22 protein-coding genes are annotated in these 23,065 nt (G+C 69.6%); 12 read left to right on the top strand and 10 right to left on the bottom strand.

What is annotated here, in order from left to right:
- Window positions 1-137 precede the first annotated feature (137 nt).
- Window positions 138-842 (bottom strand): CHAP domain-containing protein, encoded by a 705-nt coding sequence (locus D7Y15_RS06495; RefSeq protein ID WP_148712707.1) that lies wholly within the window; start codon window positions 840-842, stop codon window positions 138-140.
- A gap of 137 nt (window positions 843-979) precedes the next feature.
- Entirely contained in the window at window positions 980-2,068 is a 1,089-nt protein-coding gene (locus D7Y15_RS06490; RefSeq protein ID WP_121752007.1) for a hypothetical protein, read from the bottom strand.
- Between the two features lie 75 nt (window positions 2,069-2,143).
- On the opposite strand from D7Y15_RS06490, the gene D7Y15_RS06485 reads away from it, so the two are divergent.
- From D7Y15_RS06485 to D7Y15_RS06465, 5 genes are all read left to right on the top strand, one after another.
- Complete coding sequence (locus D7Y15_RS06485) at window positions 2,144-2,404, top strand: hypothetical protein (protein WP_233604846.1); 261 nt, start codon at window positions 2,144-2,146, stop codon at window positions 2,402-2,404.
- A 12-nt stretch (window positions 2,405-2,416) separates the two neighbouring features.
- Window positions 2,417-4,972, top strand: coding sequence for a M1 family metallopeptidase (locus tag D7Y15_RS06480; RefSeq protein WP_121752006.1), 2,556 nt, complete (start codon window positions 2,417-2,419; stop codon window positions 4,970-4,972).
- A 134-nt stretch (window positions 4,973-5,106) separates the two neighbouring features.
- Window positions 5,107-6,225: an ATP/GTP-binding protein gene (locus D7Y15_RS06475; RefSeq protein WP_121752005.1), complete on the top strand. Its 1,119-nt coding sequence runs from the start codon at window positions 5,107-5,109 to the stop codon at window positions 6,223-6,225.
- Complete coding sequence (locus D7Y15_RS06470; RefSeq protein WP_121752004.1) at window positions 6,225-6,872, top strand: DUF3226 domain-containing protein; 648 nt, start codon at window positions 6,225-6,227, stop codon at window positions 6,870-6,872. The genes D7Y15_RS06475 and D7Y15_RS06470 overlap by 1 nt, the downstream gene beginning before the upstream one ends.
- Entirely contained in the window at window positions 6,869-8,221 is a 1,353-nt protein-coding gene (locus tag D7Y15_RS06465) for a phosphoenolpyruvate kinase (protein WP_120578494.1), read from the top strand. Before D7Y15_RS06470 ends, D7Y15_RS06465 begins: the two co-directional genes overlap by 4 nt.
- Here the strand turns inward: D7Y15_RS06465 and D7Y15_RS06460 are convergent.
- From D7Y15_RS06460 to D7Y15_RS06435, 6 genes are all read right to left on the bottom strand, one after another.
- On the bottom strand, window positions 8,213-9,277 hold the full coding sequence (locus D7Y15_RS06460) for a zinc ribbon domain-containing protein (RefSeq protein WP_148712706.1): 1,065 nt from the start codon (window positions 9,275-9,277) through the stop codon (window positions 8,213-8,215). The genes D7Y15_RS06465 and D7Y15_RS06460 overlap by 9 nt on opposite strands.
- Window positions 9,278-9,365: 88 nt before the next feature.
- Window positions 9,366-10,751 (bottom strand): tail fiber domain-containing protein, encoded by a 1,386-nt coding sequence (locus tag D7Y15_RS06455; protein WP_121752003.1) that lies wholly within the window; start codon window positions 10,749-10,751, stop codon window positions 9,366-9,368.
- Between the two features lie 99 nt (window positions 10,752-10,850).
- Window positions 10,851-11,924 carry a DUF2804 domain-containing protein gene (locus D7Y15_RS06450; protein ID WP_120578491.1) on the bottom strand — a complete coding sequence of 358 codons (1,074 nt, stop codon included), beginning with the start codon at window positions 11,922-11,924 and terminating at the stop codon, window positions 10,851-10,853.
- Between the two features lie 106 nt (window positions 11,925-12,030).
- Window positions 12,031-13,203 (bottom strand): ABC transporter permease, encoded by a 1,173-nt coding sequence (locus tag D7Y15_RS06445; RefSeq protein ID WP_121752002.1) that lies wholly within the window; start codon window positions 13,201-13,203, stop codon window positions 12,031-12,033.
- Window positions 13,200-13,934 (bottom strand): ATP-binding cassette domain-containing protein, encoded by a 735-nt coding sequence (locus D7Y15_RS06440; protein ID WP_120578489.1) that lies wholly within the window; start codon window positions 13,932-13,934, stop codon window positions 13,200-13,202. Before D7Y15_RS06440 ends, D7Y15_RS06445 begins: the two co-directional genes overlap by 4 nt.
- 13 nt (window positions 13,935-13,947) lie before the next feature.
- Window positions 13,948-15,474 carry an alpha/beta hydrolase gene (locus D7Y15_RS06435; RefSeq protein WP_233604845.1) on the bottom strand — a complete coding sequence of 509 codons (1,527 nt, stop codon included), beginning with the start codon at window positions 15,472-15,474 and terminating at the stop codon, window positions 13,948-13,950.
- Window positions 15,475-15,564: 90 nt separating this feature from the next.
- Between D7Y15_RS06435 and D7Y15_RS06430 the strand changes: the two genes are divergently transcribed.
- The 5 genes from D7Y15_RS06430 to D7Y15_RS06410 all read left to right on the top strand — a co-directional run bounded on the left by D7Y15_RS06430 (window position 15,565) and on the right by D7Y15_RS06410 (window position 18,824).
- Entirely contained in the window at window positions 15,565-16,407 is an 843-nt protein-coding gene (locus tag D7Y15_RS06430; protein ID WP_121752000.1) for an LEA type 2 family protein, read from the top strand.
- Between the two features lie 101 nt (window positions 16,408-16,508).
- Entirely contained in the window at window positions 16,509-16,901 is a 393-nt protein-coding gene (panD, locus tag D7Y15_RS06425) for an aspartate 1-decarboxylase (RefSeq protein WP_120578486.1), read from the top strand.
- Window positions 16,902-17,019: 118 nt separating this feature from the next.
- The gene (locus tag D7Y15_RS06420) at window positions 17,020-17,460 is read left to right on the top strand and encodes a hypothetical protein (protein ID WP_120578485.1); all 441 of its coding nucleotides are present in this window, start codon (window positions 17,020-17,022) and stop codon (window positions 17,458-17,460) included.
- A 39-nt stretch (window positions 17,461-17,499) separates the two neighbouring features.
- On the top strand, window positions 17,500-18,135 hold the full coding sequence (locus tag D7Y15_RS06415) for an EcsC family protein (protein WP_121751999.1): 636 nt from the start codon (window positions 17,500-17,502) through the stop codon (window positions 18,133-18,135).
- A 149-nt stretch (window positions 18,136-18,284) separates the two neighbouring features.
- Window positions 18,285-18,824 (top strand): MarR family transcriptional regulator, encoded by a 540-nt coding sequence (locus D7Y15_RS06410; protein WP_121751998.1) that lies wholly within the window; start codon window positions 18,285-18,287, stop codon window positions 18,822-18,824.
- A gap of 5 nt (window positions 18,825-18,829) precedes the next feature.
- Here D7Y15_RS06410 and D7Y15_RS06405 read toward each other — a convergent pair whose 3' ends face one another.
- Together D7Y15_RS06405 and D7Y15_RS06400 are read right to left on the bottom strand one after the other, a co-directional pair.
- On the bottom strand, window positions 18,830-20,542 hold the full coding sequence (locus D7Y15_RS06405) for a carboxypeptidase regulatory-like domain-containing protein (RefSeq protein WP_148712705.1): 1,713 nt from the start codon (window positions 20,540-20,542) through the stop codon (window positions 18,830-18,832).
- 6 nt (window positions 20,543-20,548) lie between these two features.
- Window positions 20,549-21,412: a deoxyribonuclease I gene (locus D7Y15_RS06400; protein WP_120598118.1), complete on the bottom strand. Its 864-nt coding sequence runs from the start codon at window positions 21,410-21,412 to the stop codon at window positions 20,549-20,551.
- Window positions 21,413-21,627: 215 nt separating this feature from the next.
- Here D7Y15_RS06400 and D7Y15_RS06395 point away from each other — a divergent pair, with 215 nt between their 5' ends.
- Both D7Y15_RS06395 and D7Y15_RS06390 read left to right on the top strand, forming a co-directional pair.
- A complete protein-coding gene (locus tag D7Y15_RS06395; RefSeq protein WP_233604844.1) occupies window positions 21,628-22,224 on the top strand; it encodes a hypothetical protein in 597 nt (198 codons plus the stop codon).
- Window positions 22,225-22,337: 113 nt separating this feature from the next.
- Window positions 22,338-22,979, top strand: a complete 642-nt coding sequence (locus D7Y15_RS06390) for a hypothetical protein (protein ID WP_120595915.1) — start codon at window positions 22,338-22,340, stop codon at window positions 22,977-22,979.
- The last annotated feature ends 86 nt before the right edge of the window (window positions 22,980-23,065 follow it).

The raw sequence follows: 23,065 nt of genomic DNA, 5'->3' as shown, positions 1-23,065 counted from the left end.
CGAGTATCCAGCGCGCCCAGCGCCTTCTTCGCGTCGGCGCGGGCTGCACCTCCGGCGGTGCCGGCGGGATGGGGCCGGAGGGTTCGGGGCTCGGGGACTCGGATGGACCTTCAACGGTGGACATCTTCCGGCCGTGTCTAGCGCCGCGCCGTCCGGGCGTCACCCTTCACGGTGAGCTTCGCGGAGGCCAGGCGCGGCTGCTCGGGCGAACGCCAGCGCTCGTCCACCGACGCGAAGCCCGCGACCAGTTCCCCCGCCAGGTAGCCGCGCGTCTTCTTCCCCTGGCGGCGCAGCCAGTCGTTGATGACGTGTCCCTTCGCGTCCTTGCGCGCCTCAGGCTGCGCGAGGTTGAAGCGCGAGCGCTTCACCAGCCCGCCGGACTTGTGCACGAACGTCACCGTGCCGTCCGTCCCCACCCGCTCCACGATGCCGATGTGCGTGAGGCCGTCGTTGATGAGGCCGTCGCGGTTGCGGTCGAACGTGTTCTTGAAGAACACCAGCGCGCCCGGCTTCGGCGTCTCCGTCAGCATCCCCAGCGCGCGCGCCTTGCGGTGGATGGCCGTGACGCCGTTCTCCTCCGGCAGCACGTCGTCCGGCAGCAAATCCAACCGCCGCTGCTGGAACGCCAGACGCGTCATGCCCGAGCAGTCATCGCTCACCGTCGAGCTCATCTTCGCCAGCGTCGTCATCCCCACCCAGGACTTCGCCCGCCACAGCGCCCGGTCCGACAACTCGACCACCGGCCGGGCCTTCTTCGTCGCCGTGACCTTGTTCTCTGCCTGAGCCGCCCCGCCCCACACCAGCGCGCTCACCAACGCGCCCACCCACACGCCTCGTCCCATGCACACGCGACAGAGCAACCGCCGTGCCCGGTCTTCGCGGCATTGCGCATGTCCACCTCACGACGGAGTGCGCCCACCTGTCGGCATGCGCTGGGCAAGGAAGTTCCCACCCATGGCAACCGCGCACCCTGAATCCCTCAGGGCACGACGCTGTTCGAGCTGCGTCCGGTCGCGCCCGCGCGCAGCGGCGCGTCACCCGACGCGGGGTTGTTCCACCGGCGCGTGGGCGACGGCATCCGCTTCTGCTCCTCGCGGAACAACGTGCGCAGGTGCTCGTCATGGAGGACGGGCGCCGGACGGGGCCTGGGTTCAGTGACGATCCCTGCGGCAGGGGGCGGCGACGTGGGGAGGCCTACGTTCCTGCAGACCACGCCCACGCATCCGGGGCTGAGCACCTCGCCAGGCGTGCTCGGGACCACCCTCTTCGCGGGTTCCCGGATAGGAGCGGGCACCACTTGGAGGAAACAGCCCTCCGACAACTCCCGCGGCGGCGGGCTCTTCTCCCGGGCCTCCAGCGCGACCATCAGCGGCAGCGCCAGCCCCAGCACCGCGAACTGCCCCAGGGCGCCGGGCATCCGCGAACCGGTCGCGGGCAGCACCTGGGTGCGCAGGCTCGACAAGATGAACGCACCGCCAATGGCCGTGCACAGCGCGAGCGCCCCCCACGTCATGGCCTGCGCCGTGATGACAATGGAGGACAGGCGCCAGGTCGCCCCCACGTCCACCGCCGCCCTCAAGGCGTTGGTCTTCCAGTCCGCCGCCGGCCCGGCCATGCCGTAGCCCACCGCGCACGCCGCCACCCACACGGCGGCGCCATGCACCTCGCGGCGCAGGAGCCACCCCTGCGTGAGGCCCACCGCCACGCCCATCCCGATGGACGCCGTCCCGGGCGACAGCCCCAGCGCCACGGCCAGGGCCCGCGAGCCCACCAGGCCCACCGCCACCGCCATCGCCGTCAACCCCGCCCAGCCAGACACCTGGAGCCCCGCCCGGCGCAGCGCGAACGCCTGCCCGTTCCCGAGCATCGCCCCCGCGACCGCGAAGACGCCCAGCTCCGCGAGCCGGTGCACCACGCCCTGCTCGACCGAGGACAGCCGCCAGATGGCCGCCGAGCCCAGCACCGTCTCCAGCAGGCGGGCCCAGTCGTCCGCCTGCGCCCACGGGACGAGCAGCCCCAGCACGGTGACCACGGAGATAAGGAGGACGTGGACGAGACGAGAGCCCATGGCCCGGCAGTCTGCGCGAGTCCCCCGCTCCAATGCCATGCACCGAGGCACCTTCCTGCCCGCCGGCCAACGGAGGTGTCGCCCCGTGGAGGTGGATGTACGGCGCGACGCGAGCTGCACGGGCTCTACACGTGGGCGCCCGGGCAGCGGCCCCGCATCCAGGTGTGGATGCGCACCGCGAAGCGCGGCCGGGTCGTGGCCTTCCGCACGGAGGGCTTCTTCCAGCGCGAGTCGAGCCTCTTCGGGCAGCTGGTGCCCCCGTCAGCGGGGTTGGAACGCCGTGAAGCGGCGGACACTGGGAAATGGAGCACGAGCACAAGGCGCGGCCGGCGCTAGATTGCCGCCCCTATGGCGCATCCCACCGACGACAAGAACTTCCGCCTGCCCACCACCCTCCGCCCGCGCCGCTATCAAGCGACGGTGACCCTGGACCTGGAGGGGCGCACCTTCACGGGTGAGCAGCGCGTGGAGCTGGAGCTGTCCCAGCCCACCAAGGAGATCATCCTCCACGCCAACGCGCTGGAGCTGGGCGAGGTCACCTTCCGCGCCGGCAACGACGTGCGCAAGCCCGCGTCCAAGCGCGTGGCCCCGGTGAGCGAGACGGTGGTGCTCACGTTCGATGCTCCCCTGCCCGCGGGCAGCGCCACGCTGGACGTGCTCTGGACGGGGCACTTCAGTGACGGCCTGCGAGGCCTGTACGCGGCGGGCAAGGTGGCCGCGACGCAGTTCGAGGCCGCGGACGCGCGCCGGCTGTTCCCCTGCTTCGACGAGCCGGCCTTCAAGGCGCGCTGGGCGCTCACCGTGCGCGTGCCGGAGGGCCACGCGGTGCTGGGCAACGGCCGCGTGGTGAAGGACGAGAAGGACGGGGCGCTGCGCAAGGTGACGTTCGAGGAGACGGAGCTGCTCAGCTCGTACCTCATCGCGCTGGTGGTGGGCCCGCTGGTGGGCACGCCGGAGGAGAAGGCGGAGGGCATCCCGGTGCGCACGTGGGCGCTGCCGGAGAAGGCGCACCTGGCGAAGTTCGGGCAGGACGCGGCGCTGCAAGTGCTGCCCCGGCTGCAGGACTACTTCGGGCTGCCGTATGCCTTTGGCAAGGTGGACCAGGTGGGCATCCCGGACTTCGAGGCGGGCGCGATGGAGAACGCCGGCCTCATCACCTACCGGGAGGTGGCGCTGCTGTTGGACCCGGCCACCGCTCCGCTGTCCGTGCAGAAGCGCGTGGCGGAGGTGGTGACGCACGAGCTGGCGCACCAGTGGTTCGGCAACTGGGTGACGATGGTGTGGTGGGACGACCTCTGGCTCAACGAGGCGTTCGCGACGTGGATGGCGTTCAAGATTGTCGACCAGTGGCGGCCGGACTGGCGCATGTGGCTGGACTTCGACGCGCACCGGGCGAGCGCGCTGGCGCTGGACGCGCTCAAGTCCACGCACCCCATCCACGGGGAGGTGCGCAACGCGGGCGAGGCCGGTGAGAGCTTCGACGCGATTACGTACGAGAAGGGCGGCGCGGTGCTGCGGATGATTGAAGGGTTCCTGGGAGAGGGGCCCTTCCGCGAAGGCATCCGGCTGTACATGCGCAAGCACGCGCGCGCGAACGCGGTGAAGGAAGACCTGTGGAACGCGCTGGGTGAGGCCGCGAAGCAGCCGGTGAACGAGCTGGCGACGAAGTGGATTGGCCAGAGCGGCTTCCCGCTGGTGTCGGTGAAGGTGGAGGGGCGGAAGGTGACGCTGTCGCAGCAGCGCCTCTATTCGGAGCCGGGGGTGAAGAGCTCGGAGACGTGGCCGGTGCCCATGGTGCTGCGCTTCGAGGACGCGAGCGGCGTGAAGGAGCAGCGGGTGCTCTTCCGTGACGCGGAGACGACGGTGACGCTGGAGGGCGGCTCGGGCGACGTGAAGTGGCTGTGCGCCAACGGCGGCTCCACGGGCTTCTACCGGGTGGCGTACGAGAAGCCGGCGCTGGACGCGCTGGCGGCGAACATGGGGACGCTGGCGCCGTCGGAGCGCATCTCGTTGCTGGCGGACATGTGGGCGCTGGTGCGCTCGGCGCAGGCGCCGGTGGCGGACCTGCTGGACCTGGCGGCGCGCTTCGGGGACGAGGAGGACGAGGCGGTGCTGGACGAGCTCGTCGGGCGGCTCGGGTACATCGAGAACCGGCTGACGGAGGGCGAGGACCAGGAGCGCTTCCGCCGGTGGGTGGAGCAGCTGTTGGGCGGCGGCCTGAAGAAGCTGGGCTGGCAGGCGGCGCCGGGCGAGCCGGACCGGGTGCGGCTGCGCCGCGCGGCGCTGGTGCGCGCGGTGGGCGGCCTGGCGCGCAGTCCGCAGGTGCTGGCGGAGGCACGTCCGCTGGTGGCGCGGATGCTCCAGGGAGACAAGACCGCGCTGGACGCGAACCTGCTGGACACGGCGGTGGGCATGGTGGCGCGCGCGGGCGACGCGGCGCTGTTCGATGATTTGTCGCAGCGGATGCCGAAGGAGCCGGACCCGGCGACGCAGCGGCGCTACCTGATGGCGCTCACGTCCTTCGAGGACGCGAAGCTGACGGAGCGCGCGCAGGCGCTGTTGTTCACGGAGACGGTGAAGACACAGGACGTGGCGAGCTTCGCGACAGGCCTGTTGGGCAACCGTACCGGGCGCGACGCGTGGTGGGCGCAGCTGCAGAAGCACTGGAAGGACCTGGTGGGGCGCACGGGAGCGGCGCCCATGCTGCTGCGCCGGGTGGTGGAAGGCCTGGGCCTGCTGCGCACGCGCGAGCAGCTGGAGCAGATGAAGGCGCTGCTCCAGGCGAACCCGATTCCGGAGGCACAGCAGGCCACGGCGCAGACCCTGGAGCGGCTGACCCAGGACGTGGCCCTGCGCGAGCGCGTGACCCCGGAGGTGTCCGCGTGGCTGAAGCGCCGGCCGTAAGCCCCTGAAGGACTGTCCCGGCCGCGCATCTGGAAGTTGCGCGGACGGGGGGTTCTGGGGATGGTTCGAGATGCCTCGGGGCTCACCCGGGGCGCACTGCACGGCGCCTGGCCGTGCGCCAGGACACTGCTGCCATGCCGCCCCCTTCCGCTCCCCTCCTCCCCTCCTTCCGCATCCAGGGGTTCCGAGCGTTCAGGGACCTGGAGATTCCGCGCCTGGGCCGCGTCAATCTGATCGTCGGCAAGAACAACGTGGGGAAGACCACGGTCCTGGAAGCACTCAAAGTCTATGCGGCAGGCATCGACGCAGCCTATGAACTTCGAGAGCTTCTCGTACGCCGACAAGAGGTCCAGCGAGTAACTTCGCGCGAAGAAAGATTTCAAAGCGTCAACATTTTTCGCGCATTTTTCCAGCCCGCCACCTCACTACACCTCGGCCCAACCATTCAGGAAAACAGACTGTCTATCCAACTCGGCAGACGGTCATACCTCAAAGATGACACTGGCCGCATCTCACGAAGTTTGTTTATTCCGCTGGATGAGCAAGAGCAACAATCACCAGAGAGCGCTGAAGAAGCGCTCCAAATTCGCCTAGGCATCGAAACCAAACGGCATGTTCGCCTGGATGAATTCGTAAGTCTTCGAGGAATTAGCCTTAGAAGACCAGGACAATCAGAGCCTGCTGGTCTATTCACCTGCCAGTACATCCCTGCCCGAGGCATCTCAAGCCCAGACATCGGTCCATACTGGGATGGCATTGTACTGACCGAGGGCGAGCAATCCGTGCTCCAGGCCCTTAGAATTATTGCATCAGACATTGAGCGCATATCTCTAGTTGAGGGTCCCATGGTTCAAGGGATGCGCTATGCAATCGTCGCCAGGAAAGGTCACGCTGCACCTGAACCGCTCTACGGCATGGGCGATGGAATGAATCGAATTTTCGAGCTCGCGCTAGGCCTCGTAAATTCGAAGTCAGGTCTCTTCTTAGTTGATGAAGTTGAAAACGGCGTCCACTACTCGGCCCAGGAACAGCTCTGGCGGTTTATATTCGAGGCGTCCAGTCAGCTCGGCGTTCAGGTCTTCGCAACCACGCATAGCTGGGACTGCATCTCTGCCTTCCAGAAAGCAGCGTCCGCCCATCCCGAGGACGGGATGCTCATCAGCCTCGCCCAGACAGATGGCGACATCAAAGCCACCGTCTTCAATGAGGGTGACCTAGAGATCATCACTCGGGAATCCATCGAGGTTCGCTGATGCCTTCCAAGCCAGAGCGGATTCTCCTGGTGGAAGGCGCGGAAGATCGCGAAGTCGTCTACCACCTCTGCAACCACCACAAGCTCGATAACAAGCAGCTCTTCGTTGTCGAAGCCAAGGACGGATACGAGCGGCTGCGCGATGACTTGAAGGTCCGCCCGCGCGTGCTTGGAGTGAAGACCATCGGCGTCGTTGTCGACGCGGATGACGACCTTGCCCACCGCTGGCAGTCCCTCCGTGACGTGCTCGAGCACTCCGGCTACACCCAGTTACCCAGCCAGCCCGAAGCAGCAGGCGTCATCATCCCTGCTCAAGGCACGCTGCCACGTATCGGCATCTGGATGATGCCGGACAACCAGCTCACGGGAATCCTGGAGGACTTCCTCCAGCAGCTCGTCACGCAGAGCGACCCACTTCTGCCCGCGGCCTTCACGGCCCTGGACGCCCTCCCCGAGCGCCGCTTCAAACCCACCTATCGCTCCAAGGCCGCCATCCACACTTGGCTCGCCTGGCAGCAGGAACCCGGCACGCCGCTCGGGCAAGCCGTGTCCAAGCACTACCTCCAGGCAGACCACGAGCTCGCCCAGCGCTTCGTGGCCTGGATGCGACGGCTGTTCATCCCCGCTCCCGAAGCCCCAGCCCCATGAAGACCACGCTCACGCCCGAAGCCTCCGCCGCCTCCCGTGAAGCCCTGCGCCGCGCCAACGTGGCGTTCACCCACGTGTATCCGGGCGAGTCCTCCCGGCGCCAACCCGTGCACACCGTGTACGGCGGCGCCCACCTCTTCCGCGCTGGCACCGCGCGAAAGATGGGGGACCTGGCGCTCGCGGCGCTGCGCGACTACGCCGCCGATGGCTCCCAGCTCGCCCATGGCCTGGGCCTGCCCCAGCGCGGCGGCTTCGCCCAGCGCGTCCATGACCGCGTCGTGGACAAGCTCCAGCGTGAACCCGTGGAGGACTTCCGCATCGACTTCGAGGACGGCTATGGCCACCGTCCTGACTCGGAGGAGGACGCCCACGCCGTCACCGCCGCCACGGAGGTGGCCCTGGGCCTGGAGCAGGGCTCGCTCCCTCCGTTCATCGGCATCCGCGTGAAGTCCTTCACGGAAGAGCTCTACGCCCGCGCCTCGCGCACCCTGGACCTCTTCGTTACCACGCTGCTGGAGCAATCCGGTGGCAGGTTGCCTCAGTCCTTCGTTGTCACCCTGCCCAAGGTCACCGTGCCTGAACAGGTGACCGCCCTGGCGAAGCTGCTGTCGGAGCTGGAGTCCGCCCACCGCCTGTCCCCCGGCGCGCTCTCCCTGGAGCTGATGGTGGAGACGCCCCAGGCACTCTTCGACGCGCGCGGCCGGCCGCACCTGCGCTCGCTCGTGGAGGCCGGCGAGGGCCGCTGCTCCCACGTGCACCTGGGCGTCTACGACTACACCGCCGCCCTGGATGTCAGCGCGCACATGCAGCACATGCTCCACCCCGCTTGCGATTACCTGCGCGACACCGTGCAGGTGCTCCTCGCGGGCAGCGGCGTGCGCCTGTCCGACGGCGCCACCAACGTCATGCCCGTGGGCCCCCACCGCAAGCAGGGTGACACCCCGCTCCTCCCCATGCAGCGGCGCGAGAACACCGACGCCGTGCACCGCGCGTGGCAGGTGGCGTACCGGCACACGCGCCACTCGCTGGAGCGCGGCTACTACCAGGGCTGGGACCTGCACCCCGCACAGCTCCCCGTGCGCTACGCCGCCGTCTACGCCTTCTTCCAGGAGGGCCTGGAGCCAGCGTCCCAGCGCCTCAAGGCCTTCGTGGACAAGGCCGCCCAGGCCACCCTGCTGGGCGACGTGTTCGACGACGCCGCCACCGGCCAGGGCCTGCTCAACTTCTTCCTGCGCGGGCTCGCCTGCGGCGCCCTCACGGAAGAGGAGGCCCGCGCCACCGGCCTCTCGCTGGAGGAGCTGCGCAGCCGCTCCTTCCGCGCCATCGTGCAGGGCCGCGCGTCACGCTGAGGCGGGCGGCTCCGTGGGGGGCACCGCGCTCCGGGGCCCCAGCCACTCGCGCGCGACGGCCACGTCCACCGCGAGGATGCCCAGCAGGAACAGCCACGGCCCCGGCTTCGACGCCAGGCCCGTCAGCGCCCAGACGGTGATGAGCCCCGCGAGCACCGCCGGCACCACCGAAGGCAGTGCCTCCCGCGCGCGCCGCACCGACCCCAGCACGCCCAGCGCCAAGAGCCCCAGCACCACGCCCGTCGCGCCCAGCCGGCCGCGCCCCGTCCCCGCGCCCTGACCCGACGGGAGCACCAGCGTGTTGAACTTCCACGTGTCGTTGTCCTGGATGTCCCAGGCGAAGTTGTTGTCGATGGTGATGTTGCGTTCGCGCTGCAGGTGGGCCGTGGGCACCAGCGACCACGCCGAGCTCCACGGCAGGAGCAGCCCCACCGCGCACGCCGCCACGCCCGCGAACACCCACCGCTTCAGCCGCACGTCCGCCGGCCGATTCGTGAGCGACGGCTCCGCCAGCGACGACGCCTTGAACGCCCGCCACTGCACGGAGCCCAGCACCACCGCCGCCAGCACCCACAACAGCGGCGCCACGCCCAACCCCAGTGACAGGAACGCCTGCGTCACGGTGAGCGCGGTGAACATGGGCAGGAACGCCGGATGCGCGGCCCACTTCACCACCGGCACCAGCGCGTCCGGCAGCTTCCGGCCCGCGGCCACCCACTCGCGCGCGCCCAGCATGCCGGCGCCCACCAGCATCAACACCGACCAGGGCAGCCCCAGCCCGCCGCCAATGAAGGGCAGCACCGGAGCCACCACCGCCGCCGCCACCAGTCCGGAACCGAGCAGCGGCAGCGAGCCCCCGGGCAGCCGCTCGCGCAGCCTCGGGTCGTCCAGCACGTCCTGCACCGCGCGGCCCGCCGAGTCCGCCGCGCGCTGCGCCTGGTCCGCCACCTCGTCCATCACCGGCGACCTGGGCGCGTTCACGTCCCCGCCGCAGTGGGGACACGTCCGCGACGACTGGCCTTCAGGGAGCGGCTGACCACAATGCGGGCAGGACATGGGGTGGAGTCCTCCTCAGGCGAAAAAGGCGCGGAAAGAGCCTACACCGCGCCCCGTACTGCATCCTGCATGAACGCGCACGGAGCCCTCAGGGCTTCGCACCCTTCGCATGCACGGCCGCTTCCAGGCGGGACAGGCTGCGCTGGAGCTCGGCCATCTGGGCCTTGAGCGTGTCCACCTCCGCGCTCTTCGCGTGCAGTTCCTCCGTGCGCCGCGCCAGCGCCTGGATGGCGACCATGTTCACGCCGTCGATGTCCAGGAGGCCAATGCTCTTGTCATCCGTCCCCAGGCCGAACGCCGCGCGGAAGTCCTGCGCCACCGGGCCCAGGTGCCGCACGCCACCGGCCTCCGCGCTGTAGCGCCAGCTCTCCACCGGCATCGCCGCCACCTTCGCCAGCACGGCCTCCGCGTCCACGCGGCGGAAGTCCTCCTTCGTGGTCCGGTCCGACGTGCAGGTGAACACGCCCGAGCCCGCCGGCAGGTCGCAGCCGGTGGTGAGGTTGCTGCTCGTGCGGAAGCGGAACCCACCGGACGCGCGCGCCATGAACTGGTTGTTCGCCGTGTTCGTCACCACGCTGGAGCTGGTGGATTGGTCCGCCCAGATGAAGGACCCGGTGAAGCCGCCGGAGCTCGCGCGCTGCCCCAGCGCCGTGGAGTAGTCCCCGTTGGCGCTGTTGCGGTAGCCCAACGCGACGGAGCCCTGCCCCGTGGCCGTGTTGGTGTAGCCCACCGCCACGGAGGTGAAGCCGCTCGCGATGTTGGAAGCGCCGGCGGAGAAGGACGCGGTCCCGCTCGCCGTGTTGGCGGAGCCCATGCACACCGAGACCGTGCCGGACGCCGTGCACTGGTCTCCGAACGAGAAGGAACCGTAGGCACTGGCCAGGTTGTTGTTGCCGCCCGCCCACGAGTACTGCCCCACGTTCGCGTCGTCCCACTGCGTCTCCGTGCTTCCCGCACGGAAGGCGCCCTTGGCCGGGTACCACATCATCCGGGTTCCCTTGCCCTGGGCAGGGATGGTGCCCATGCCAAACTCCCCGCGCGCCATCAGCCCGCCCGCGGAGTCCACCGTGAACACCCCCTGGCGCTCCCACGTGGGCTCGCCCGTCCCGGACACGGTGTTGCTCACGGACAAGAGCGGCACGGGCGTCTTCGCGGAAGCGGACGCGTCCAGCACCACGTCCGCGTTCGCCGTCAGCCGGCCCCGCACCTGCCCCGTGCCCGCCACCGCGAACGACGCGTCCTGCGGCGCCGTCCCGTTGCGGATGCCCTGGCCCGCGGCGGACAGTCGTGGATCATTCCCCTCCACCGCCGTGCCCGGCCCGTCGCCGTAGACGACGCGCACCGCGTCGCCCTCCAGCGTCAGCCCCGTGCCAATCTCCCGCTGCTGCCCGGGCGCCGGGTCGGAGCCACACGCGCTGGTGACAAGCCCGACGACACAACCCAACGCAACAGAGACTCCCCGGACAGACGCCATGCGGTGCTCCCTCAGTGAAGGAGAACCACACTGGCAAAGCACCGGGTCATAGACAACCCGGGACCTCCCCGGGAGTCCCGCCGTCCAGGAGAACCGCTGCTACCAGAGCATGTCCTGGTCCTCGGTGACGCCGGGGACGTTGGACAGCTTGAGCTCCTGGCCACCCACGCGCAGGGTGCCCTCGAAGAAGCCCACGGGCTGGGCGAAGTGGCTCACCACGAGCCGCAGGTTGCGCTCCTCGCGGTGCACGTAGATGGGCTTGAAGCGCAGGTCCACCGCGCCGTCCGCCGTCGTCAGGCGCCACGGGTCGAGCAGTTCCTTCGCGTCGTACTCGAAGTGCGCGCGGCCCACCGGGTAGAGCCGGTCGCCCAGCCAGACGGCGTTCTCGTTGGCCTCGGTGGCGCCCTCGTTGAAGCCCTCCACCAGGTTGAGGCCCACGGGCGTGCCATCCGGCAGCCGTCCGGCCGCGAAGGCCCAGCGCCAGGCGGTGTGCCGCGCCAGGTAGCCCTGCGTGTAGTCCATGCCGCCCACGCCGCCATCCAACCGGAAGCGCCGGCCACCCGCCTCCAGGCTCCCGAAGGCCAGGAGGCCACTGCGCTTCTGCGTGACGTTGACCAGCCCGTCGCCCTGCACCGGCGCGATGACGGTGAGGGCCGGCGGACCGCCCGCGACCAGCAGCTCGCCGTTCCACTGGAACGACTGGAGCGACTGCGTGCGCATGCGGCTGACGTCCACCTCCACCTGGTAGCGCTCGTCGGACTCGCCGCGCTTCACGGACATGCGCCCGCCCAGCGTGCGGAAGGCCGCCACGAGCCCCGCGCCCGGCTTGTCACTCACCTCCGCGAGCGGCCCGGGCACGCCCAGGAAGCTCACGTCACAGAGGGGCTTCTTCTCCTGGAGGTCCACCGCCACCGCGAAGGCGTTGGCCGTGTAGCCCAGGTCCACCACCGCGAAGAGGGCCGCTACCTCCTGCGTGGCGACGAAGGTGTAGTGCCAGCGCTTGCGCTTGAGCAGCCGCGTCGCGCGCCCCGGAGCCCACTTCCCCAACAGCCGGGGCAGGTCCACCTCCGGCAGCTCTCCCTGATACGTCCCGAACCGCGGTTCCCCTTCCGTGGAGGCCACCGAATTCGGGGCGAAGGGCAGCAAGGCTTCTCGTTCACGCTCAAGCGTCATCGCGAAACATTGGACGGCACTTCGCCGCCCCTGTCACGTGAACACAGCGCCCAAGCGGCGCCCCGAAGACATTCGCCCCCCGGCTCGGTCGGCCCGAGCCTGCCCGCTAGCTCCTGCCGAAGATGATGCGCTCCTGGGTCAACAGACGCGTGGTGAAGCGCAGCGCCACCAGGGACACCACCACACAGGACAGAAGCGCGAGCAGGAAGGGCACCGGCCCCAGCGTCTCGCCGCGCATCACCTCGCCCGCGAGCATCTCCTGCCCCAGCACCGGCACCGCGAACATCCACGTCTGCGTCTGGATGGGGGACAGGGCCAGCATCATCCCGGGCAGCGTGGGCAGCACCATCAGGAGCGACAGATACGTCTGCGCCTCCTTGAACGACCGTGCATAGGTGGACACCCACATCTGCACGGCGGACGCGGCCAGCACCAGCGGCAGCACCGCTGCCAGCATGCCCAGCGCGGCCGGCGCGTCGAAGCGGGCGCGCACGCCCAGGTCCTCCAGCGGCACGCGCTTCACCACCAGGAAGTAACCCACCAGACACAAGAGCACGCCCGTGCCCGCCATGGCGCAGGTGGCCAGCCACTTGCCCGCCACCACCGCGCCGCGAGGAGCCGGGTTGAGCAACAGGGGCTCCAGCGAACCGCGCTCGCGCTCGCCCGCCATGGTGTCGCTGGCCAGCTGCATGCCGCCCGCGAACGCCGCCATCACCAGGAACAGCGGGATGGTGGTGAGCACCGTGGCCGCGGTGCGCTCGGGCGTGGACAAATCCAGCTCGTCCACGCGCACGGGCACCGCCAGCTCTGGCGACACGCCGCGCGCGAACAGGCGCTGGCTGCCGGTCTGCTGCGAATACACCGCCAACATCCGCTGCGCGCGCTGCACGGACTGGCGGGCCTTGTTGCGCGAGCTGTCCACCACCAGCCGCACCGCGGCGGTGTGCCCGTCCGCGAACTCCTTCGCGTAGTCCTCCGTCACCACCAGCACCAGGTCCAGCTTCCCGGCCTGCACCAGCGACTCGTAGTCCCGAGGGGCCTCCGACAGCTTCGCGCCGTAGCGCTCCAGGAAGGCCATCAGGCTGGGCGCGTGCTCGCGGCCCACCACCGGCATCTCCAGCGGCCGGTCCTGCCGGTACCAGGAGGCCATCACGTTGAACATCACCAGGAACACCAGCGGGCCCAACAGCGGCCACATCAGCGCGGTGCCCAGCGTGCGCTTGTCCCGCAGGTGGTCCAGCACTTCCTTGCGCAGCACCGTCCCGATGAGGCCCTTCATTCGCGCAACCCCTGCTCGCTGCCAATCACGCTCACGAAGGCTTCCTCCAGGCTGTCCTTGCCGGTGCTCGCACGCAGCGCGTCCGCCGTGCCGTCCGCCACCACGCGCCCGCGCGCCACCACCACGATGCGGTCACACAGCGCGGCCACCTCCTGCATCACGTGGCTGGAGAACACCACGCAGCAGCCCTGCGCCTTCAGCTTGCGCAAGAGCGTGCGCACGGAGCGCGTGGCCATCACGTCCAGGCCGTTGGTGGGCTCGTCCAGCAGCACGTTGCGAGGCCCGTGCACCAGCGCGCGCGCCAGCGCCACCTTCACGCGCTCGCCCTGGCTGAAGCCCTCCGTGCGCCGGTCCGCGATGTCCTTCATGTCCAGCAGCTCCACCAGCTCCTCCACGCGCGCGTCCAGCGCGGCGCCGGACAGGCCGTGCAGCTCGCCGAAGTACCGCGCGTGCTCGCGCGCGGTGAGGCGCGGGTAGAGGCCTCGCGCGTCGGGCAGCACGCCCAGCGCGCGACGGGCCACCTCCGGCTGCTTCGCCACGTCCACGCCGTCCACGGTGGCGGTGCCGCCATCCGGGCGCACCAGCGTGTAGAGCATGCGCATCGTGGTCGTCTTGCCCGCGCCGTTGGGGCCCAGCAGGCCCGTGATGACGCCGTCCTCCGCGGTGAAGGTCACGTCATGCACGGCCGTCACGGAGCCGAAGCGCTTGTGCAGGTTCCTGGCTTCAATCATGGGCGCTTGAGTCCTACGGAACAGGGCCGGCGAAGGAGGTGAAGAAGGGCGGCCGCTTGAGGCCCGCGCCACAGTCGGGCGTCAGGCCCTCCACGCTGCCGCGCGTGAGCACCTCCGCCATCAACGTGCGCGCGCAGTCCGCGCCCACCGTGTTGTGTCCCAACCCCGGCACCACCACGTGCAGGCTGTGCGTGAGCGTCCGCTTCGCCTCCTCGCCCCAGGGCGGCGGCGTCACGGGGTCCAGCTCGCCGGACAACAGCAGCGTGGGGATGTCCGACTTCACGGGCTCGCGGAAGCTCGCGGGCACGTTCGCTTGCGGCCACTTCGCGCACCCGCGCTTCACGTCCAGCGCCATGCGTGAACCGAACCAGGTGCCCTTCGCTTCACGCTCGGCGTCCTCCTCCGTGAAGAAGGGCGCGTCCTCCGCGCACACCACCGCCAGGAACATGCCGCGGCTGGTGGTGCGCGCCACCTCGTCGGTGAGCCCCAGCGACAGCGCGACGAAGGGCGTCCAGTCGTCCTTCGCGGCGCGGTCCAGCATCAGCGGCACCAGCGACGCGACGTCCGGGCTGTAGAGCAGCGAGAACAGCTCCGACAGGAAGACGCGCCGGGTGAGCGTGAAGTCCTCCGGCACGCCCGTGCGCGGATGCGACAGGTGCACCTTCGCGGGGGCGGCCTCCAGCTTCGCGAGCAGCGCTTCCGTGCGGGCGCGCAGGTCCGGATACGCCTTCGCGCAGACGCCGTCCTTCGCGCACGCGTCCATGAGCAGGTCCAGGGCGCGCTGGCCATCGCGCGCGGCGTACAGCGGCAGGTACTGCCCCATGGGGGCCACGCCATCCAGGATGGCGGTGCGCACGCGGTCCGGGTGCTGGCGCATGTACACCAGCGCCGCGCGCGTCCCGTAGGAGATGCCCCACAGGTTCACCTGCCGGTAGCCCAGCGCCGCGCGCACGTCGTCCAGGTCGTCCATGGCGATGGACGTGGTGTAGAGCCGCTCGTCCGCGTCCCAGCCCTTGCGGCACTGGGGAATCACGTCCGCGTCCTCGCGGTCCTCGAAGCGCTCCGCCAGCGATTTGCGCGAGGGATTCAACGCCTCGCAGTCCAGCGGGTGCGAGTCCCCCGTGCCGCGCTGGTCCACGAACACGATGTCGCGCTGACGCCGGATGCGATCCAGCGCGGGAAGGATGCGCGTGCGTGAGGCCGCCTGGCCGGGGCCGCCCGCGAGGAAGAACAACGGGTCTTCCTTCGGCTGCGACGCGAGCGCGGGCACCACCACCACGCGCAGGGAGATTTTGCGCCCCTTCGCCGCGGCCCGGTCCTCGAAGACCTCCAGCGTGCCGCAGAGCGTCTGCGCGGCCACTCCGTCCAGCCGGCACGGCTTCAGGTCCATCCGCCGCGCGGGGGCGGCCTCGGCGTTGGAGGACCGGGAGCAGCCCGTGAGCGACAGCGCGGCCAGCACCGCCAGCGCGGCGAGGGGGTGAGACAAGATGCCACCTGTCACGGCGGGCCAACCTCCAGCACGGGGAGTCCCCTGGCGCATACCATTGGAGTGCCGAAGGTGCACCCGTCGAGGCCCCGACACGCGCGGCGATTGAATCCGCGCGAACGCGGTGCGTCCTCTGCTACGCCCATGCCCATGAAGAAACGCGCGTTCCTGGTCCTCTTCGCCGTGTCGCTCACCACGCTCTCCGGCTGCGCAGCGCTGCAGAGCCTGCTCAACGGTGCCTTCAAGAAGCCCACGCTGAAGTTCAAGACGGCCCGGCTGGCGAACGCCTCCCTGTCCGACGCCACGGTGGACCTGGTGTATGAGCTGGACAACCCCAACAGCCTGGGCCTGAAGCTGGCGTCGGTGGACTACGCCTTCTTCGTGGAGGGCAAGCAGCTGGTGGCCGGCAAGCCGAAGGAGGGCTTGAACCTCAAGTCCAACGGCAAGAGCCAGATTGTCTTCCCCGCCAACGTGAAGTTCGCGGACATCGCGCCGGTGGTGACCACGTTCCTGGACAAGGACGTGGCGGCCTTCAAGGCGCAGGGCTCGCTGGGCATCCAGACGCCGCTGGGCGTGCTGAAGTTCCCCTTGGAGAAGGAGGGCACGTTCCCCGTCCCCAAGATTCCCCAGGTGCAGTTCCAGGCGCCGCGCATCACCAACGTCACGCTGAGCGGCGCCACGGTGGAGTTCCCCCTGGCCATCACCAACCGCAACGCCTTCCCCCTGCCGGTGGCGGGCATCACGGGCGCGCTCAAGGTGGCGGGCGCCAACGTGGGCAACCTGTCCACGGGCAACCTGGGCATGCTGGACGGGAGTGGGACGAAGCAGGTGACGCTGCCACTCACCATCAACTTCGCGAGCGCCGCTTCCGCGGCCATGGCGCTGCGCTCGGGTGGCAACGCGCAGGTGAGCCTGACGGGCAACCTGACGTCGGACGCGCAGTCCGTGCCCCTGAACCTGAGTCAGCTCGTGAATTTCACGAAGTAAACAGCAGGGCGTGCAGGGAGGCAGGCGGTGCGTGGGACACCGGGGATGTTGTCCCCGGGCAGGGGAGCCGTTACGGTTGCGCCGCTTCCCGAGGGCCCCCCATGCGCCGCATCCTCTTCAAGTCCAAGATCCACCGCGCGACGGTGACCCAGGCCGACCTCGACTACGAGGGTTCGGTAACCATCGACCGAGATTTGCTGAAGGCGGCGGACATCCTCCCCTTCGAGAAGGTCGCGGTGTGGAACGTCACGCGCGGCACCCGGCTGGAGACGTACGCCCTGGAGGGCGAGTCCGGCAGCGGTGTCATCTGCATCAACGGCGCGGCCGCGCACCTGAACCAGCCGGGCGACCTGGTCATCCTGGCCACCTTCGCGGAGGTCGAGGAGGCGGAGGCCGCCCACTGGAAGCCCACGGTCGTCTTCGTGGACGGAAAGAACCGGGCGGTTCCCGGCGTCACCGAGGAAATCCCCGGGCCCGCGCGCCGTATCGCGTAGAGACGCCCACGGGTCCTTCCGGCACCTTTTGCCGCACCTGGCCCTGTCTGCCATGCTTCCCGCCCTTTCCTTGTTGGCGCGGAGGCGCGGCGACGCGCGTCCCGGAGGCGATGACGCGATGAAGTGGACGTGGGCGGGCCTGACGGTCCTGGTGGCGGTGACGGGGTGCAAGCAGGTGGGCTCGTATCAGCGCGACCCCAACCAGGAGGACGCGTTCATCTCCAACGTGCCGGTCATCCGGGCGCCCGCGCAGGACCGCTGCGCGGCGTTGGGGAAGTCCTCCGTGCGCAGCGGCTGTGACGACGCCCTCTACCTGGCCCAGGAGTACACCCGGCGCCTGTCGGTGGGGGACGAGGTGTGCCTGGAGGGCGGCTTCGGCGAGGAGCCGGGCGCGGCGTGCAAGGCGCGCGCGGCGGTCATCGACACGGGGCCCAACCGGGTGAAGCTGGAGGTGCGCTCGGCGCGTCCGGATTCGCGGTGGTTCAAGTCGGAGATGCGACACGGCTGGTACGAAGAAGGCGCGTTGGTGGACCTGTACCTGGCCGAGCGGGGTTACTAGAGACGACCGGCCGCGTGCATCGCGGCCAAGGAGGAGGACATGGCCTTCTACGACGGCGTGACAGAGCGGCTGGGCTTCATGAAGAAGCTGACCCCCGCGGAGCTGAAGAAGCTGGGGTCGCTGCGCCTGTCGGACCTCATCCAGGGGGAGATCGGCCGGGCGCGCGTGCGAGTGGCGGCGCTGGAGAAGCGCTACCCGTCCGCGACGACCAAGGAGCTGGCGCAGCGGCTGGTGGACGAGAAGAAGAGCCTCGCGAGCATGGTCGGCGGAGTGAGCGGCGTGTTCGGGCTCATCTCGCTGCCGGCGGACCTGACGTTCATGGCCTACCTGCAGCTCGTCCTGCTCACGGACGTGGCCACGCTCTACAAGGCGAACCTCAAGACGGACCGGGCGCGCGGGGAGATGTTGGACCTGTTCGGCTACGCCAACGGGCTGGGGCCGCTGCACCGCTCCGGGCCGAAGGTGCTGGGGAAGCTGGCGGCGCTGCTGCTCGCGAAGGGCGGCATGACGACGCTGGGCCGCGCGATGCCGCTCGTCGCCGCGCCCATCACCGCGTACCTCAACAACCAGCACATCCAGATGGTGGGTGAGCAGGCCGTGCGGTTCTACGAGGGCTTCGACAAGGCGCACGCGAAGGCACGCAGCGCGAAGCGCAAGGCGGCGAGTGGCGAGTAGAGCGCCCCGAGAAAATCCGGTCAGAAACCAGATCGATATGTCCGTCACGTATTTCCGTTGATGTCTTCGCGGTCCCAGGGGGCCGCGGGATGCCGGATGCGTCGCACGCGGGGCCGGACGCGGCGCTTGCTCATGGCAGGGAGGGGTGCATGACGGAGCTCTCGGCGGAGGTGCGCGTGCAGGTGGCGCGTTGGCGGAATCTCCTCGTGGACGCGGCCCGCTGCGGCGCGCTGGAGAGTCCCCTGGACGTCCTGAGCCATCCCCACTGGGAACCTCGGGAACTCCAGGCGATCTGGTGGCTGCGCTTGGAGAGCCTGCTGCCCGTGGGAGTGCTCGCCATGCGCCTGGGGGGACTGGCCATGCCGCGCTTGAGCCGCCTGGTGGACCGGCTGGAGGACGGCGGCCTCGTGCGGCGGGAGCGCTCGGTGCGGCATGATCGCCGGCGCGTGCGCGTGCGCCTCACCGACGCGGGCCGCGCGCTCGCGGATCAGCTGGATGCGCAGGTGCAGGGGCGCATGGCGCAGCGGCTGGCCCCGCTCCAGGGCGAGACACGCAGCGCGCTGATGGATGTCCTGGAGCTGTGGGTGCAGGCCCTGACCGTCCAGGCCCGCACCGCCGAGGAAGTGGCCGAGGAGAACGCCGAGCTGGCCAGCACCCCCGACGAGCTTCTAACGGCGTCGGCCGCCTGACGAATCTACAGCCGCACCTCCACGACGCCCGAGCGGAGGCAGGCTTCCGCTCCGTCGCCCTCCCATTCATTCCCGGCGCCCTGCACGAACATCGGCAGCACGTCCGAGGTCACGGCGCCCAACCGCCAGTGCCCCGCGCTGTCCGTCTCTCCGCGCATGGGAGGCATTGAGCGGTACTTCCCGCCCACCATCACCAGGGCTCCCGCCACGGGACGTCCTTGATGGGTGACGTGAACCTCACAGGAGAGGCCGGCGGAAGGCGCTGGCGACAGCCGCACGTCCACGCTCGTGTCGTCCGCGCCCATCTGCGCCACGCTGCTGGGCCGTGACGCATAGGGCGCTGACGCGACCTGGACGCGGTAGGTCCCGGGCTCCAGCAGGGACACCGCCATGCCGTCCTCCTCCGGAACAAACTCCCGCGAAGGCACCGCGCTCCACAGGCCCTGCGCGTCGCGACGCTCCAGCAGGTACACCGGATAGGGCGGCACCACGCGCTCCTTCAACTGCGCTCGCGTGAAGCCATCCATCCGAACGACCAACCACCGGTACAGCGGCACGCGCCACTCGACGTCCACCACGCCCTGCATCTCCTCCGTTGGCGTGAAGTCGAAGTCCCACATCGAAGGCGCCGCCGGACGGCCTTCCTCCTTCAGTCCCCGATAGACGTTGAAGCGCGTCGCTCGCCATACCGGCACGTCGGGGATCGTGAAGCGCCCGTCCGCGTCCACCGGCTCCTCTCCGCCCGGCCAGCTCACCATCCGCCCACCGGACCGGGACGTGTTCCCCAGCAGGACCCGTCCGCGAAGGGTCACCGCGCGACTCAGGCCTTCGGGGAACAGCCGCGCCACGTCCAGCGTCACCGGGGTCACGGTGCCTTCACGCAGGCGCACCTCGACCGGGCCACCCTCCCGCCCCGAGGGCGCGCGCAACCACAGCCTCACCCCGCGGTCCGGAGGCAGCGGCGCCAGGCGCGTGTCCGCGTCCGGGCTCAGTGGCACCGGCGAGCGATTCACGAGCGCCCAGCCCAGGTCCGGGTTCACCAGCGCCAGCATGGGCTGAAGGGCGCTGGCCCGCTCGGCGTCGTGGGGATCCACGTCGCGTTCGATGCGCACGGAGAACGCCCCCTCCATGTTCCGCGCACCGTCCAACCGGATGCTCACGCCCGTGGGCCGGTTCGCGCGCAGCACGCCCGCGTTCAACGTGCCCGTCTTCGGCAACGCGCCCGGCACGAAGTCCGCCCACCAGAAGGTCCCGTCCGGTTCGAACGCGACCACCTGGTAGCGCGGCGCGGGCGGCACGGCGACGGGCCCCACCACGCCTCCCTGCGACGAAGCGGTGGCCGGCGCAGTCATCCACTCACGCACGTTGGCCAGGTCCTCCAGACTCGAAGGACCCACGAGGCTGATTGCCTTCTGCCGCTTCTCCTCCTCCCACCACCCCTCATCCCCTTCAATGATGAACGCCGCGCCCACGCGCGCCTCTCCATCGAACGGACGCGCCCCCTCCAGCGTCGCCGTCAGCCACAGGCCCGCGTCCGAGGCCGCCGCGGCCTCCACTGGATGAGCCGCCTCCAGCACACCGGCGTCCTCGACCCTCACGGACACAGGAGCTGATGGCGGCGCCAGCGGTGACGCGGGCTCGGGACGCAACAGCATCCACAAGCCCACGCCCACGAGCACCACCACCAACATCCCGCCCAGGACCCGCTTCAAGCGCATGCGGCGTCAGTCCGTGTCGCTGTTGGAGTACAGGGACAGCCACACCGGCGCGTGGTCCGACAGCCGGGTGACGTAGTCCAGCGGGTTCGCGATGTAGTCGCGGCCCGTGCTGGAGAACTCCGTCACGTACGTGTCCTGCATCCAGAAGTGGTCGTACGCGTTGGCGTAGCCACCGGACGTGTTCATGGTGGTGGCCACGTCCAGCTTGCACGTCACCGCGGGCGACAAGCCCTTCAGCTGGCTCCAGGACGCGTGGGTGCAGGCCATGTTGTGGTCGCCCACGAGGATGACGTCCTGGTCCGAGGTGCTGGCCGACTGCACGGACGCGAACACGCCGTCGATGGCCTGCGCCTCCAGCGTCCGGTCCGCCGCCGTGCCCCACACCGCGTGCCAGTTGAGGAAGGTGTAGTCCGCGCCCGTGGGCACGTGGCGCACCTTCACCACCTGCGGCTCGCGCTCGAACAGGTCCCCCGTGTCCGTCCACACCGTGGAGGACAGCAGCGACACCGTGTCCGTCCGGTACAGCACCGCGTAGTGCTCTTTGTAGGACGACCGGCCGATGAGCGGCGTCACCACCGCCGTCCACGACACCCCGGAGACCTGCGTCAGGTTCGTCGCGATGGCCGTCGCCGCGGACGCGTCCATCACCTCCTGGAGGAACACCAGGTCACAGCCATTGTTCGAGTTGCTGTTCGCACCGAACTGGTTCCACAGCTGCTTCGCATCATCCAGGTAGGTCTGCTCGGCCGCCCATCCCTCGTGGCGGAGGTTCCAGCTCACCACCCGGAGGTACGAGCCCGCCTGCGCCAACGCAGGGAGCACCAGCACGGACAACACCAGGACGCGCGACAAGAAGGACGGCCCTCTCATTTCACGGCACCTCCAGCCCTGCGGGAGAAAAGCGCCCCATCTTCGGCATGCCAGCGCCCCAGGACCAGCCCTCCTTCGTGGAATCGAGGTGACAGCCCGCCCCGCACGACACTCCCCGGACACCACCTCATCAAATGCAACTTGATTGCATTTGAATCCCTATGGCACTTATTACGGGTCCTGCCTTCACCCGCGGTACCCACCCAAGGCCCCCCATGTCCATGTTGAAGCATGCCCTGCTCGCCGCTGGCGCCGTCGTCCTGCTCGCCGGCTGCGGTACCGAAGAAGCCCCAGCCCCGGAGTCGCAAGCCCCCGTCACCCAGGAGTCGGAGCTGCTCGCCGTCTGCGAGGACACGGAGGAGCTGGCGGAGGTGGCCGAGCACTCCTGCATCCACGCCGAATACGGTCCCTTCGAGTCCGTCACCGCCGCGCCCTATGGAGGCCCGTCCTTCGTGGACGTGAGCGTGGGGCACACCGCGTACAACGTCACCCTGCCGGCCATCAGCTACCGGAAGTGGACGCTGGGCTACGCGGGCTCCGTCATCTTCACGCCGGAAGAGTCCACCGAGTACGCCTTCCTCACCTCCGGCTACCGCGCCGTCCGCGTCTTCAACGCGGCCACGAATGAGGAGGTCGGCCTCGAGTGCCGCTACCACGTCCCGCAGGAGGTCTGCGGCAACCTGCGCACCGCCGTCACGGCCGACCTGGAGGGCGGCGTGGACTACCGCCTGGACTTCGCGGCCGTCGTTCCCCAGCCCGCCACGTTCCTCCTCGTCGTCGAGGAGACGGGCCACGACCACCACGAAGAGTAGGCCCGCGTGAGTGAAGGCCCGTGGACACCTCCAAGGCCCACGGGCCTTCCCAACATCCAAAAACTTCTGTATCTCAATTGCATCTACATCACGGATTCCGATGAGGCAGCCCCATGCGCACCCCGTTTCCAGCCCTCCTCCTGGCCGGCGGCCTCGCGGTCCTGACCGCCTGCGGCGACGACGCCTCGCCCGGCCCGGACGACACGCCCCAGGAGCAGGGCGACCCATGCGCCCCCAACGGCCACATCCACCGCGAGCCTGAGGGCGACTGGTGCCACTGCAACCGGGGCTACCTGGCCAGCGAAGAGGGCCTGTCGTGCGTGGCGGACCCGGACTACGTGCCGCGCACGGACTTCGACTTCGGGGACAACGGCGAGCACGCCTGCTGGCACGTCACCCACGGCCCCTTCGCCACCGTCACCGCGTCGCCGGAGCGCCAGCCACGCGTGGATGACTTCCACACGCACTACACCGTCCAGCTGCGCCCGGAGAACGGCCAGTCCGTGGGCACCTTCAGCTTCAAGGCCTGGGCGAGCGGTGACTTCATCCTCTACCTGAGCACGCCCGACGTGGCCGTCACCGTGAAGGAAGGCGAGCGCGTCGTGGAGCCCATGGGCACCCAGGCCACGGGCGGCTTCTGCGACGGCCTGAAGCAGATGGTCGGCTACGAGCTGACGGACAAGGTCCAGTACACCGTCACCTTCGGCCCCACCGCGCTCACGAGTCTCGGGCTCGTCATCGAACACCTCCAGTGAGGGGCTGAATCGCACCGGTCATTATTGCAACCAAGTTGCGCTTACGGCATGAGTGAGTCACCGGACGCACCGGCGGCTTCCTGTCC

It is taken from the genome of Corallococcus sp. AB030, from assembly GCF_003668965.1.
In the GTDB taxonomy this organism is placed as follows: Bacteria; Myxococcota; Myxococcia; order Myxococcales; family Myxococcaceae; genus Corallococcus; species Corallococcus exiguus.
Note: the sequence above shows the minus strand (reverse complement) of the source record. Positions and strands in the feature narration are given on the sequence as shown.

Bases quoted from the DNA above. Each gene is read 5' to 3' on its own strand.
- D7Y15_RS06495 (WP_148712707.1), bottom strand. From the start codon at position 842: ATGGGACGAGGCGTGTGGGTGGGCGCGTTGGTGAGCGCGCTGGTGTGG.
- D7Y15_RS06490 (WP_121752007.1), bottom strand. From the start codon at position 2,068: ATGGGCTCTCGTCTCGTCCACGTCCTCCTTATCTCCGTGGTCACCGTG.
- D7Y15_RS06480 (WP_121752006.1), top strand. From the start codon at position 2,417: ATGGCGCATCCCACCGACGACAAGAACTTCCGCCTGCCCACCACCCTC.
- D7Y15_RS06475 (WP_121752005.1), top strand. From the start codon at position 5,107: ATGCCGCCCCCTTCCGCTCCCCTCCTCCCCTCCTTCCGCATCCAGGGG.
- D7Y15_RS06470 (WP_121752004.1), top strand. From the start codon at position 6,225: ATGCCTTCCAAGCCAGAGCGGATTCTCCTGGTGGAAGGCGCGGAAGAT.
- D7Y15_RS06465 (WP_120578494.1), top strand. From the start codon at position 6,869: ATGAAGACCACGCTCACGCCCGAAGCCTCCGCCGCCTCCCGTGAAGCC.
- D7Y15_RS06460 (WP_148712706.1), bottom strand. From the start codon at position 9,277: ATGTCCTGCCCGCATTGTGGTCAGCCGCTCCCTGAAGGCCAGTCGTCG.
- D7Y15_RS06455 (WP_121752003.1), bottom strand. From the start codon at position 10,751: ATGGCGTCTGTCCGGGGAGTCTCTGTTGCGTTGGGTTGTGTCGTCGGG.
- D7Y15_RS06450 (WP_120578491.1), bottom strand. From the start codon at position 11,924: ATGACGCTTGAGCGTGAACGAGAAGCCTTGCTGCCCTTCGCCCCGAAT.
- D7Y15_RS06445 (WP_121752002.1), bottom strand. From the start codon at position 13,203: ATGAAGGGCCTCATCGGGACGGTGCTGCGCAAGGAAGTGCTGGACCAC.
- D7Y15_RS06440 (WP_120578489.1), bottom strand. From the start codon at position 13,934: ATGATTGAAGCCAGGAACCTGCACAAGCGCTTCGGCTCCGTGACGGCC.
- D7Y15_RS06435 (WP_233604845.1), bottom strand. From the start codon at position 15,474: ATGCGCCAGGGGACTCCCCGTGCTGGAGGTTGGCCCGCCGTGACAGGT.
- D7Y15_RS06430 (WP_121752000.1), top strand. From the start codon at position 15,565: ATGCCCATGAAGAAACGCGCGTTCCTGGTCCTCTTCGCCGTGTCGCTC.
- panD (WP_120578486.1), top strand. From the start codon at position 16,509: ATGCGCCGCATCCTCTTCAAGTCCAAGATCCACCGCGCGACGGTGACC.
- D7Y15_RS06420 (WP_120578485.1), top strand. From the start codon at position 17,020: ATGAAGTGGACGTGGGCGGGCCTGACGGTCCTGGTGGCGGTGACGGGG.
- D7Y15_RS06415 (WP_121751999.1), top strand. From the start codon at position 17,500: ATGGCCTTCTACGACGGCGTGACAGAGCGGCTGGGCTTCATGAAGAAG.
- D7Y15_RS06410 (WP_121751998.1), top strand. From the start codon at position 18,285: ATGACGGAGCTCTCGGCGGAGGTGCGCGTGCAGGTGGCGCGTTGGCGG.
- D7Y15_RS06405 (WP_148712705.1), bottom strand. From the start codon at position 20,542: ATGCGCTTGAAGCGGGTCCTGGGCGGGATGTTGGTGGTGGTGCTCGTG.
- D7Y15_RS06400 (WP_120598118.1), bottom strand. From the start codon at position 21,412: ATGAGAGGGCCGTCCTTCTTGTCGCGCGTCCTGGTGTTGTCCGTGCTG.
- D7Y15_RS06395 (WP_233604844.1), top strand. From the start codon at position 21,628: ATGTCCATGTTGAAGCATGCCCTGCTCGCCGCTGGCGCCGTCGTCCTG.
- D7Y15_RS06390 (WP_120595915.1), top strand. From the start codon at position 22,338: ATGCGCACCCCGTTTCCAGCCCTCCTCCTGGCCGGCGGCCTCGCGGTC.